Here is a 13,183-nt window from a genome sequence, read left to right on the forward strand (position 1 = left end):
TGGTACAACTCCTATCTGGCAAAAAACATTGGTAATATACTAGCAATAAATACAATAGCCATAACAGCAACTAAAACTTTAGTCATTTTTTCTCTTTTTTCTCTTTTCATTTAAATTTTACCTCCCTTTAAAAACAACATCATTAAATAGTTTATTATATATAAAAAAAAATATCAATTAGTAAACCTTAAAATATATATCCCCACTGAGTATAAAACAGCGGGGACAGTAAAATTCCTATTAACTTGATACTTATATTATTCTTTATGTATAAGTTTTTTTCCTTCTTGTGAAAGCTTGCTCATATAATTTTTTATAGATATATGTTTTTCATCTTCACCATTTTTAACAATTATGCTTCCTCTATCTAGCTCTCTATGTTGAATGACTTTAATTTTTTCAATTTTATTTTTATGTATAAATTCGTTAAAAAATTGCTTACTATTACAATACAACTTAGATATATCTTTATTATTTATGTGAATTTCTAAATCTTTTAATTGATTTTCCTTAAAAGAAAAAATAGCTTCATTTATGATTTTTCCTTCCACTAACTCTCTAAAAGCTGGATGAAAAGGCCCTGCTAACACATCTTTATTTTCGTTTATTTCCTCTGTGGGCTGAAGACCTATTCTTATAACATTTACTCCTTCTTTCTCATACATAGAATATAATATTTTACTTATATCTATAGCTTCTTCTAATGTATATGGTGTATATGTTCCTTTTTTAAGCATATATTCCATAGGAGTATCCTTTATTACCAAAGATGGATATATTCTTGCTATATCCGGTTTCATATCTAAAGATTTTATAACTGTCTCTACGTCCTTTTTGAACGTATCTTGTGGGAGTCCTAACATTATTTGATGCCCCAAAGTAAATCCATATTCTTTTATAAGCCTAGAAGCTTTCTCAACATCTTCTATAGAATGTCCTCTTCCTGATTTTAAAAGAACTTCTTTGTCCAAAGATTGAACTCCTAATTCAATTATATCTGCAGAGTATTCTTTTAGATTATCTAATATTTCTCTATTTATATAGTCTGGCCTTGTAGACATATGTATATAATCTATTTTTCCCTTATCCTTATACTCCTTTGCAACTTTTAAAAGGCTCTTCTGTCTTTCTATAGGTATTCCTGTAAAGGTGCCTCCAAAAAAAGAAACTTCTAAAATTGAATTTTCTCTTTTTATAGTGTTTATGTAAATCTCTATAGTTTTTCTTACATAATCTTCATCTATTATTTCGTCTTTTTCTCCAGTTATCTTATGCTGGTTACAGAAAACACAGTTATGTGGGCATCCTTCTTGAGCTACAAATATTGGTATTATATAATGGTTTTTACTCATGTTTATCACCTAAATTCTTTAATGCCTGTTTTGCTGCATTTTGTTCTGCTTCCTTTTTGCTATAACCTATTCCTGTTCCACACACTTCATTATCTATAGTTACATTGGTAAAAAACTTTCTTCTATGAGGAGGACCTTCCTGTTTTAGTAATTCATAATTTATACTAAGATCATTATTTTGTTGCACTATTTCTTGTAATGTAGTCTTATAATCTAATATTATTTCGTCTCTCATAGCTTTCTCTATTACTTCTTTAAAATTTTCCATAACAAACTTTCTTGATTCTTCCAATCCTTTATCCAGATATATAGCAGCTATTATAGATTCTACACAATCTGCTAGTATAGATACTCGCTCTCTTCCCCCAGTCAATTCCTCCCCTTTACTCATCTGTAGGTAAACACCTAAGTCCCATTTCTTAGCTATTTCATAAAGGGAATTCTCACAAACTATTATAGCTCTCTTCCTTGTAAGTTCTCCTTCTTTCTTATCTTCATACTTTTGATATAGATGTTCCGATATTATAAGTTGCAATACAGAATCTCCTAAAAATTCTAGTCTCTCATAATATTTTATATTTTTCTTACCATTAGCATATGAACTATGAGTTAATGCTACATCTAATAATTTCTCATCTTTAAAACATACTTTAAGTTTGTACTGAAGCTCTTTTAAAATATCTTGCCTATTTCTCAATTTTTTCACTCCCTAGAAGTTCATTCTTCAGTATATTTATTAAATAAACTCAAGAATAAACTTATGTTTTAATATAAAATCCCCGCTAAAAGCGGGGATAAAATCAATTATTCCTCAGTATGTGATTTTATGTAGTCAACTACATTTCCCACTGTAGAAATTTTTTCTGCATCTTCATCTGGTATTTCTAAATCAAATTCAGTTTCTAATGCCATTATTAGTTCAACTATATCAAGCGAATCAGCACCTAAATCATCAACAAAAGATGATTCCATTTTTATTTCTTCTTCATCTATGCTTAATTGTTCTGCTATTGTAGCTTTTATTTTTTCAAATATCATTTGTGTCACCTCCTAATGCTTTATACATAAATAATATTACATAACTATTTATACGTCAATATATTCATGAAGTTACATTATATATTATTTTCTATTAAATTTTCTAAATTATTCTCTATTTCCTGAATTATCTTTTTATCATAACAAATTTTAGCCTGTCTTATGGCATTTTTAAAGGCTTTTGCATCTGAACTTCCATGAGCCTTTATACATATACCTTTGGATCCTAAAAAAGGAGATCCACCATACTCTGTATAATCAAATTTCTTTTTAAAATCCTTAAATACAGGTTTTAACAATGCCCCTCCTATTTTTCCTCTAGTAGAAGACATTATTTCTTCCTTAAGCATGGAAAATAGATTTAAAGCTACACCCTCATAAGTTTTTAATACAGTATTTCCTACAAATCCATCACACACTGCAATATTTATTTCTCCTTTTGGTATATCTCTTGGCTCTATATTTCCAACAAAATTTAAATCTGTAGTTTCTAATAATTTATATGTAGCTTTTGTAAGCTCATTACCTTTTTCTTGTTCAGCACCTATGTTTACTAGACCAACTGAAGGATTTTTAACACCTAAAACATTTTGAAAATATACTTTTCCCATCATAGCAAATTGAACTAAATATTCTGCCCTGCAATCTACATTAGCTCCAGCATCTGCTATCATAAAAGGTGCTTTTGCTCCTGGAAGCAATGGTGCTAAACAAACTCTATTTATGCCTTTTATTCTGCCTAATACAAAAGTAGCTCCTGCCATCAAAGCTCCTGTACTCCCTGCAGATATTACAGCCTGAGCCTTATTATATTTTACTAATTCCAAAGCGCGAACCATACTAGAATCCTTTTTCCTTCTTATAGCTTTTACAGGTGCTTCATTAGTACTTACCACTTCTTCAGCATTTAGTATCTCTATTTTATCTCCCTTATATTCTCTTTTATCTAATTCATTTTTTATTAATTGCTCTTTACCTGTTATTATTATATGTATACCTTCATATTCTTTTACCGCTTGTATACAACCTTCTACTACTAATTCTGGAGCAAAATCTCCTCCCATACCATCTACAGCTATTATCATGACATCACTTCCTTTCTAATATAAAGTATAATCTAATTATTTTTCTTTCACAAGAAAAAAAGAAAGCCACAAGGCTTCCTTTTTATAATTATTTATCGTTTGATACAACTTCTTTGCCATTGTAATATCCACAACTTTTACATACTCTATGAGTAAGTTTCATTTCGTGACATTGAGGGCACTCAACGATTCCTGGTAAGCTTAGCTTGAAAGTTTGAGCTTTTCTAGAATCTCTTTTTGCCTTTGAAGTTTTTCTCGCTGGATTTCCCACTGTAAACACCTCCTTACTGAGCAGAAAAAAAGTCTTTTAGTTTTGCCAACCTTGGATCTATATTTTTTTCGCATTTGCATTTTGAAAAATTTAAATTAGCACCGCATTGTTGGCATAAGCCTTTACAATTTTCCTTACAGAGTTTCTTTATTGGTAATTCTATAATTATGTTATTTTCTATAACCTCTGTAACATCAATAGCTTCATCTTCTAGTAAAATAATATCATCATCTTCACATTGGTGATTATTTGTAAAACTCTCATGTATCTCTGTGTCAACATGGTATTTAAACTTTTGAAGACATCTTGAACAAGAAAGCTCAATTTCTGCACTTAACTTTCCACTTAAAGTCAATATATCATCAGACATACTAACTACCCCGTCTAATGTTGGTGCTTCTAAATAAAGAATTTCTTCATCTCCGTTAAAAAATTTTGTTGCATCTTCTAACTTTAAATGAATATCTTTACTTAATTTTACTTTTTTTATTAAATCGGATACATCTAAATTCATAAAATTCACCTCAATTATAGCAACCACAATTTATTATATAAAGGGCATATTAAAAAGTCAAGTATTTTATATGGAAATCTAAGTTATTATCCCTATATTTGTCTCTTACACTACTTACTATTTAGATGTTATTTCTTTAGTATCTCTTGCTATCATTAATTCTTCATCAGTTGGTATAACAAATACTTTCACCTTTGAATCAGGTGTACTTATTTCCATTTGTTTTCCTCTTTGTTTGTTCTTTTCATTATCTATTTTAATTCCTAAGTATTCTAATCCATTTAAAATTTCTAATCTACTAATTGCTGAATTTTCTCCTAATCCTGCTGTAAATACTATAGCGTCTACACCATTTAATACTGCTGTGTAAGCTCCTATTGTACGTCTTACAGTATAATGATATACATCTAAAGCCAATTTAGCTCTTTTGTTTCCTTCCTCTGCAGCTCCTTCTATATCTCTAAAATCGCTGCTTACACCTGATAATCCTAATACACCTGATTTTTTATTTATAATAGTATCTACTTCATCTGGTGACATTTTTAATTCTCTTTCCATGAAAAGTAGTATAGCTGGATCTATATCTCCGCATCTAGTTCCCATTGCTAAACCTGCAAGTGGAGTGAATCCCATAGAAGTCTCTACTGACTTTCCATCTTTTACTGCACATAAACTTGCTCCATTTCCTAAATGACAAGTTATTACTTTCATATCTTTAAGATCTTTTCCCATCATTTCCGCTGCAACACCAGATACATATCTATGTGATGTTCCATGGAATCCATATTTTCTTATGCCATTTTTCTCATATAATTCATATGGTAATGGATACATGTATGCATAATCTGGTAATGTTTGATGGAATGCTGTATCAAATACTGCTACCATTGGAGTTTGAGGCATAAGTTCTCTACAAGCATTTATTCCTATTATGTTTGGTGGATTATGAAGTGGTGCTAATTTTACGCAATCTTCTAAAGCTTTCATAACTTCATCATCTATAAGTACTGAATTAGCATATTTTTCTCCACCATGAACAACTCTATGGCCTACTGCTGCTATTTCTGACATATCAGATATTACACCGTGATCTTTATCTACTAAAGCTTTTAGAACTAATTCTATAGCTTTTTTGTGATCTTTCATAGGTTCTTCTATTATATATTTCTCTCCATTAACCTTTTGAGTTAATATTGAACCTTCTATTCCTATTCTTTCTACTAAACCCTTTGCTAAAGCCTGTTCTGAAGTCATATCTATTAACTGATATTTTAATGATGAACTTCCACAGTTAACTACTAGTATTTTCATTAATTTTCCACCCTTCATCTATACGTTTTATATAAAATTTAATAGATTTAATACATAAATAAACCTATTTTAAAATTTATTATATTAACACATTAATTTATTATCTAAAACAATAAATTAATGTGTTATATAAATCTTTAAATATTAAATTACATATTTTGTGCTTGAACTGCTGTAACAACAACCACATTAACTATATCATCGCTACTGCATCCTCTTGATAAATCATTAATAGGTTTTGCAAATCCTTGACATATTGGTCCTATTGCACTAGCATTTGCAAATCTTTGAACTAATTTATATCCTATATTTCCTGCTTGCAGGTCTGGAAATACTAAAACATTAGCTTTTCCTGCAACATTACTATCTGGTGCCTTTAAATCTGCAACCTTTGGCACTATAGAAGCATCTAGTTGTAATTCACCATCTATATCAATATCTGGCCTTCTTTCTTTTGCTATTTTTGTAGCTTCTGATACTTTATCTACTAGATCATGTTTTGCACTTCCTCTTGTTGAAAAAGATAACATAGCTACTTTAGGTTCTATGTCACATAAAGTTTTAGCAGTTTCTGCTGTAGATATAGCTATTGAGGCTAATTCATCTGCTGTTGGGTTAGGATTAACAGCGCAATCTGCAAATAAAAGCATACCATTTTTACCATAATCACAATTTGGAACTTCCATTATAAATGTACTTGAAACAACAGATGCTCCTTTAGCTGTTTTAACTATTTGTAATCCAGGTCTTAATAAATCTCCTGTAGTATGTATAGCACCAGATACTAATCCATCTGCATCTTCCATTTTAACCATCATTGTGGCAAAATATATAGGGTCTTTAACTATTTGTTCTGCTTTTTCCATAGTAACACCCTTATGTTTTCTTAATTCATAAAATGCTTTTGTATATGTAGAAACTTTTTCTGAACATTGTGGGTCTATTATTTCTGCTCCATCTATAGAAACATTTAGTTCTTTAGCTTTTGCATTTATTTTTCCTTCATTTCCTACTAAAACCATATTAGCCAATCCATTTTTTAGTATTTTTGAACAACCCTCAATATTTCTTTCTTCTTCTCCTTCTGCAAGCACTATTTTCTTTTTGTCATTTTTAGCTTTTTCCCATAAGCTTTTCATTAAGTCCATTAAAATTACTCCCTTCAAGTATAAAACTCAAGCAAAATTTACACTTAACTCTAAACAATATACATTTTTTCATAAGTTTTATGTAAATTATGATAATATTTTTATATTTTAATTACTAATTATACAAATAAATCATTTTTATTTGTTAATTATAGATAAATGTGAATACATACATATATAGTATAAACACTTTTTATTAAAATTTTCAACAATAAAATTATAAACTTTCAAAAAAACCAGGTAAATTTTAAAATTCACCTGGTTTTTAAGATCTAATTCTTTTAAAGCTTTACAAAATAATTAAAATTATATTATATTAAGAATTTACTGCTTTTTTAGATTTTGAAGCTGAGTTAAACATCATAGCTGCAGTATAAATTATTACAACAATTATTAACCATTTTAACATATCTAATGGTAATGATTTTACTAAATAGTATGCTATAAACACACCTACAAGACCAAATATGGTTATAGCCATAGATGCTTTTCTATCATAAGCACCTTCTTTTATAAACTTAACTGATGCTGCTGGCATTAAGAATGCACAAGATCCCATCATTATTGGGAATGCCACCTTTGGACTCATTCCTAAAGAATATACTAAAGCCATACATGGAGCATATAATCCTATTCCTAAAGTCATTAATGAACCTAATATAAAATTACCTACTATTGCTATTATAAGTTTTACACCATATAATCCAGTAGCTTCTCCACCAGCTGGCATAAACTTCAATTGTTGTGCAAGCATTACTAGAGCAACTATTACAAGTGCTACCCCCATAGCAAATTGAACCTTTTTCTCGTTCAATTTTGATACAACTCCTGCACCTACTACTGCACCTACAGTAGCTGCTATTAATAAAGAAAATAAGGTCAAAGGTTCTACTTCTATACCATTTATAAATAAAATGGCTTCTACAGCAACTGGTACAGTGCAGGCAACATTTAATGTTCCTGGTAAAGTTCTATCTTTTGTAAGTTTAAAATTTTTAAGTAATGCTGTGGTAGGAGCAAAGCTTCCTATTCCTAACGTATCAAAAAAATTAGTTATAAAACCTACTGTTCCTAATGCGAAAAAATTAGTTTTTTCAAGATTACCTTCTTTAGCTGCTTTTAGATAATCTACTAAAAATACAACAAAAAAGAAGATTGTTAAAATAATTAATAAACCCAAAACTATTTTTACCACTTTCTACACCTCTTTTAATTTATTTTTACAATATAATTCTAATACAAATTTAGATTTTTTTCTATATATTTTTGATATTTTTTTAACGTTATTTTAATAATATTATACAATATTATGAATTGTTTAAAAATTTTAAATATCCATATATATTTATGTAATTTAATTTTTTCTTAAAACTTATATAATTTATCTTTTTTGTTTGTTATTTTCACTTTAACAAAATTAAAGCAAAGTAGAAATATAATTTCCGCATAATATTTACTTGCATTACATAAATTGGGTTTTCTAAAAAGAGCTCCACTTAACTAAGTAGAGCTCCTTTTAAATTATTAAACTTTTGCTATATATTCATATGGTAATGGAACTACTTTTCCTGCTGAAGGAATCTTAATTAATTGTTCTAATGTATCTTTTACTATAGCTGTTTGCATTTCTACATTATTAGGTTCTCCAGCATTAGCACCCATTGGTACTCTTGGTGCAACCGCTCTTGGTGTACCAGATTGTTTAACAACTGGTGGTAGAGCAGCTATTATTATTGTAGGAATTCCTATTTCTTCAATCGCTCTCTGCACTATAACTGCAGATCTATGACAAGTTCCTCATCCAGCAGTCATTAATACTGCATCTACGCCTTCTTCTTTTAATATCTTAGCAACTTCTGGACCTGTTTCTTCTCTGAATTTTTGTTGGTTTCCACCACCACCCATAAATCCTATATGAGTTTTAGCAACAGCTTTTATAAAACCAGCTTCTGCTAATTCTCTTAATCTATCTATTGGGAACATGGCATTTATATCTTTATTAACGTCTCCGTTATCATATCCACCATGAGATACCATCATATCTGATGTTTTACCATCTCCTGGCACTAATCTGTATGTGAAGTCACCTGCTAAGTTAAATCTTTTGTCTGATTTTAAGTGAACTCCTGCTGCTGTAGCTAATGCTACTGTCATATCTTTTAGTTCCTTTGTAACTGGCGCCCATACTGGGTTAGGAGTTATAGGAACAAATATTTCTGATTGTAATCCTTTTACAATATTCATTCTAGTAACCTTCCCTTCAATTTATAAATTTATTTATGTCTTTCATCAGGACTTAGACCACGTCTTTTTTGAATTTCTAAATTACTTACATATTTTTCATTTATTTTATCAGATAAAACTTCTACAAAACTCATATTTAAGCCTATTTCTTGACCTACTTTAAGTTCGTAATCAGATATTATCATTCTTCTTGGTATTTTCAAATATCCAAGTCTTCCTTTAAAATCTATGGATACTGCTCCATCAGATACGTCTACAATAACACCTTGCATTTCTAGGATCTTATCTCCATATTTTAAATCCATCTATATCCCTACTTTGTAGCGTATTTTTCTTTTCTTTTTTCACTCATTGGTATTGAAGTCTCATTTAAAACTCTTTCAATTTTATTTCCAGTAGTTTTTTCTATCATTTCAATATTATTTTCTTTAACATTTGCATTCCAAGCTCTTTCTGCTTTTTTAACATCTTCTCCAGCCATAGCAGCTTTAATCATTGCAAGACCTCTTACAGCATCTTCTGGACACAATGTATTGCAAGATAATACTTCGTTTTCTATTCCACCCTCTGATTTGTTGTTATCCACCATGTATTTCATGTGCTTGTTACCAACAACTAGAGCACCTTGAACTGCACAGAATGAGAATGCTACGCATGGAACGCCTCTCATACCTATTTGTTCTACATGACTTGCAAAATCAATATGGTTATTTCCAAAACCTTCAGTTGTAACAAATGCTCCATCAACATCCATAGCTTCTACCATCATACCTAATCTTTCTGATACATAGAATTTTTCGCTGTTGATTTGTGGGCTACCTACAAATATAACTCCTGCTAAATCTACTTCTTCATCTCTCATACATTCCATTACAAGAGGTTCTCTCCAATAATGTCTTGAACATTCTTTAGAAGCAGGTCCAATACAAGTTAATGCATGAATACCACCATCTAATACTTCTGTTGGAGCAAGCATTACTGGAACATTTCCTAAATCAACATTTGGCTTAGCTCCTATTACTCCGACTGGTTCTACTGGTAATATTAAATTGTCGTGCATAGCACCTTGACCCATTATTTCTTTAACAACTACAACTTTTTTCTTTCCTGGTCTTCTTACTTGATCAAAAGTTTCAGTTTTAACTACTAATGAATCATCCTCTAACGCTTTTAAAGCTTCTCTAATTTCTTGAGTTATAAAATCAGTTGCTTTGTGAGCGGCTAATGGACCTGGTCTTTCCATTCCTGTGCCTCTTTTTATAGTTACTTGAGTTTTGATGAATATTTCACCTTTATCAGGAGCACCTGGTCTTCCCCACATGATATTTTCTTCTAGTATACCTTCTGAAGAACCGAATTCACCAACTTGAACTCCATCTTCATCTATACCAGTTACCATTATAATAGCTCCATCTATAACTCTTGTAACACCTTCTCCTAATTTGGCTTCTGAACCTTCCTTAGTAGCTATTGGTTGTACATCCATTATAGTTTCACTATAAGTATTATACTTATCTGGAGTTATTATTTCTAATTTTATATCTTTAACTAATTCATCCACATTGAATGCATCTTCACAGATGTTTTCTCTTATATAAAGAGTTGTTCCTTGGATCTTAGTTTCTTTAGCTAATTCTACTTTATCTATTTTGTAGTATTTTCTTGTAACTGATCTTATTAACTTTTCTTCTAATTTAACTTCTTTTTTAGCTTCTACTGCTATTGGAGCTGTAGTTACTGCACCCTTTTCAGATTTCACTTGTGGAACAGCTACTGATTTTCCAGCACCCACATTGCCATTTAAAGGTACTTCTATATCAATTCCTTTACCTTCAGCTATTCTGATTCTTAAAGTTCCACCACTTATTGTTGCTTGTGTATCAGCACTCATGTTTACTTCCTCCTCAAATCCTTCTAATATATCAGATGTTACAGGAGTTAAAGCTGGTGTATCAACGGATAAAGTTGCTCCAACTACCTCTTTTCTTGTAAGAACGCCTTCATCTAATGATAGTAAAAGTGAATCTACAAGTTTAGGAAAGTGCATTGGATTTTCTAAATCACTAGCTTTTATAGTATCTCCTGCTTTTAAATTATATTTTAGAACTGCTTTTTCATTTTCTTCAGTTAACTCTTCTGAAATTTCTTCAGCTTTATTTTCTGAATCTCCCATTGTTTTTGCTCCTTCAATTATATCTGGAGTTAATGGTGTTAATGAATCTACAGTTTTTAACAATTTTGCTCCTATTACTTCTCCAACTTTTAAGCAATCAGCTGGAATAGTTAATAATCCTGAGTCCACCATATCTGGAAATATTTCTGGATCTTCTAAGTTGTCAGCAGTCAATATTGTTCCTTCTTCTGCTCTACAACATACTACCGCAGATTCATTCTTTAGAGCCTCTGCATGTTCTGGTGTCATTGACATATACATAACCTCCTGTTTTTTTATTTTTTTGTTATTCCTATGGAAGTCTTCTTGTTAATGTGTAATCAATAGTTCTAAATATATGATCAGTATGATGATATACTGGAACTTTAGCTTTTGGAGCTATCTGCATAACTGTATTTGAACAGTCACTACAATTTGATATTAGTATTCTTTCTGCTCCATCTTTCTTTAACTGCATAACTGCAGCTGCTTGGCCTGGTCATTCACCAGGTGTCTTGCATTTTCCTGGTCCATTTCCTTTACCTTTTGGGTACTCTATGTTTTTACAATCAACTATTCCTGCAATTTTTGCATTCATTTTAGTTGCTACATCTCTTAATCTCTCTTCATTAGCTCCACAGGCACATACTAGTAATCCTAGTGAGCCATTATATTCTGGTAGTGGTATTGTAACTATTGCTCCACCAGATATTTTAGTAACAGTATCTTTTTCTATGTCTCCAGCTTTTCCAGTGTATGGTCCACCTACTACTAGTTCACCATATTCACCATCTATTCCACCAGCTTTTTCAATTAAATCTTTAACTGGAGTTCCAACTGGTACTTGTAAAAATACGTTTGGCTTATTACCTGTGTTTAATTTCCCTATTACAGTTATATCTTTATCTATAACTGGCTTTCCTTCTTCAACAGCTCTCGTAATATTTGCTAGAGTTTCAGCATTCATTACAATACATTTAGCCGTTATAGGAAGATCAGTTACATCTAACCATTTATCAAATATAGCATTGATTATTGCTCTTTCCTCACCCATTGGATATAAATCAGCAAGAGGTTTAACCTCTATATCACTAACGCCATTTAGTGCTTTTTCCAATGAAGCTATGGCTTCAGGATGCTTAGCTTTTATAGCTATATATCCTTTTTTTGAATTAGTAGCTTTCATAGCATATCTAACACCGTTTATTATTAGTTCAGGCGTTTCTTGTATAACCTTTATGTTATGATGAAGTGCTGGTTCACATTCTACGCAGTTTGCTATAACATAACCATCTTTATTATCTGCTTTTAGTTTTATGTGAGTAGGAAACCCTGCTCCACCTGCTCCAACTATTCCTGCTTCAAATACAGTATCTGCTAAGTTATCACATTTTTTTATTTTAACGAATTCCGTTGTTTGAGTTTCATCTGCTTTTATTATTATTTCTTTATCTGTAACTTTTTCCACTACACCGGACACACTAGTATGAATCTTTGCACCAAGTCCGTTTGGATCTGCTATACATTCTCCTCTTTTAACTTTTTGTCCCTCTTTTACACAAGAAACATCTGGCGCACCTACATGCATCCTTAGAGGAAAACTAAACAATTTTTCCATGGTATCCCTCCTTGATTTATCTACACACGTATATAGTATATAGCAATGTTTGTGCCAAACATATAATTTGAATAAAAAAAGTTAAAAAAAACACAAAATAATTAGTTTTTTATACCTTTTTCTATATCTTTTCTTACAAAAAACCCTTTTTTATTATATTTTTTTATTAATTTTAATATATATTTGTATGTTTTTTTGACACTTTTGTGGCATATATGTCAGTATATTGACATTATTAGTTTTTTTTATGATCAAAGGCCTAATCTATTTGTATTTTAAATAACATTATTATAATTATAGTGTAGTATTTTTTGACACACATGTGTAAACATTATCATTATTAAGATTTCTACAAAGATTCATAGCATTTATTATTAACTTTTAAATTCATAATTTATTTTAAGCTATTTTTTTTATTTTATTCTTTTTTAACATTCCCTAATAGACATT

Annotated in this window: 14 protein-coding genes; all 14 read right to left on the minus strand. The window is 30.5% G+C overall.

From position 1 onward, the window contains the following. Nucleotides 1–11 precede the first annotated feature (11 nt). The 14 genes from NGI68_RS04520 to prdC all read right to left on the minus strand — a co-directional run bounded on the left by NGI68_RS04520 (nt 12) and on the right by prdC (nt 12,733). A complete protein-coding gene (locus tag NGI68_RS04520) occupies nt 12–110 on the minus strand; it encodes a DUF4044 domain-containing protein (protein ID WP_251860299.1) in 99 nt (32 codons plus the stop codon). Nucleotides 111–257: 147 nt separating this feature from the next. After that, entirely contained in the window at nt 258–1,352 is a 1,095-nt protein-coding gene (locus NGI68_RS04525) for an elongator complex protein 3 (RefSeq protein ID WP_251860300.1), read from the minus strand. Next, nucleotides 1,345–2,049, minus strand: a complete 705-nt coding sequence (rnc, locus tag NGI68_RS04530) for a ribonuclease III (protein WP_251860301.1) — start codon at nt 2,047–2,049, stop codon at nt 1,345–1,347. The genes NGI68_RS04525 and rnc overlap by 8 nt, the downstream gene beginning before the upstream one ends. A 107-nt stretch (nt 2,050–2,156) precedes the next feature. Then, nucleotides 2,157–2,390, minus strand: a complete 234-nt coding sequence (gene acpP, locus NGI68_RS04535) for an acyl carrier protein (protein ID WP_251860302.1) — start codon at nt 2,388–2,390, stop codon at nt 2,157–2,159. A 77-nt stretch (nt 2,391–2,467) separates the two neighbouring features. Then, nucleotides 2,468–3,475 (minus strand): phosphate acyltransferase PlsX, encoded by a 1,008-nt coding sequence (gene plsX, locus NGI68_RS04540; protein ID WP_251860303.1) that lies wholly within the window; start codon nt 3,473–3,475, stop codon nt 2,468–2,470. Nucleotides 3,476–3,563: 88 nt separating this feature from the next. After that, the gene (rpmF, locus tag NGI68_RS04545) at nt 3,564–3,746 is read right to left on the minus strand and encodes a 50S ribosomal protein L32 (RefSeq protein ID WP_251860304.1); all 183 of its coding nucleotides are present in this window, start codon (nt 3,744–3,746) and stop codon (nt 3,564–3,566) included. 13 nt (nt 3,747–3,759) lie between these two features. After that, nucleotides 3,760–4,260 carry a YceD family protein gene (locus NGI68_RS04550; RefSeq protein ID WP_251860305.1) on the minus strand — a complete coding sequence of 167 codons (501 nt, stop codon included), beginning with the start codon at nt 4,258–4,260 and terminating at the stop codon, nt 3,760–3,762. A gap of 117 nt (nt 4,261–4,377) precedes the next feature. Beyond that, the gene (locus tag NGI68_RS04555) at nt 4,378–5,571 is read right to left on the minus strand and encodes an acetate/propionate family kinase (protein WP_251860306.1); all 1,194 of its coding nucleotides are present in this window, start codon (nt 5,569–5,571) and stop codon (nt 4,378–4,380) included. 149 nt (nt 5,572–5,720) lie between these two features. After that, nucleotides 5,721–6,719: a phosphate acetyltransferase gene (gene pta / locus NGI68_RS04560; protein ID WP_251860307.1), complete on the minus strand. Its 999-nt coding sequence runs from the start codon at nt 6,717–6,719 to the stop codon at nt 5,721–5,723. A gap of 316 nt (nt 6,720–7,035) precedes the next feature. Further along, nucleotides 7,036–7,914, minus strand: a complete 879-nt coding sequence (locus tag NGI68_RS04565) for a sulfite exporter TauE/SafE family protein (protein ID WP_251860308.1) — start codon at nt 7,912–7,914, stop codon at nt 7,036–7,038. A 329-nt stretch (nt 7,915–8,243) separates the two neighbouring features. After that, nucleotides 8,244–8,963 (minus strand): D-proline reductase (dithiol) protein PrdB, encoded by a 720-nt coding sequence (prdB, locus tag NGI68_RS04570; protein WP_251860309.1) that lies wholly within the window; start codon nt 8,961–8,963, stop codon nt 8,244–8,246. 29 nt (nt 8,964–8,992) lie between these two features. Continuing rightward, nucleotides 8,993–9,268, minus strand: coding sequence for a CBO2463/CBO2479 domain-containing protein (locus NGI68_RS04575; RefSeq protein WP_251860310.1), 276 nt, complete (start codon nt 9,266–9,268; stop codon nt 8,993–8,995). A gap of 8 nt (nt 9,269–9,276) precedes the next feature. Beyond that, nucleotides 9,277–11,391, minus strand: coding sequence for a D-proline reductase (dithiol) proprotein PrdA (gene prdA / locus NGI68_RS04580; protein WP_251860311.1), 2,115 nt, complete (start codon nt 11,389–11,391; stop codon nt 9,277–9,279). A gap of 37 nt (nt 11,392–11,428) precedes the next feature. Continuing rightward, nucleotides 11,429–12,733, minus strand: coding sequence for a proline reductase-associated electron transfer protein PrdC (gene prdC / locus NGI68_RS04585; protein WP_251860312.1), 1,305 nt, complete (start codon nt 12,731–12,733; stop codon nt 11,429–11,431). Between the last annotated feature and the right edge of the window lie 450 nt (nt 12,734–13,183).

Source organism: Clostridium sp. Marseille-Q2269 (assembly GCF_943736985.1).
Taxonomy (GTDB): Bacteria; Bacillota; Clostridia; order Clostridiales; family Clostridiaceae; genus Clostridium_F.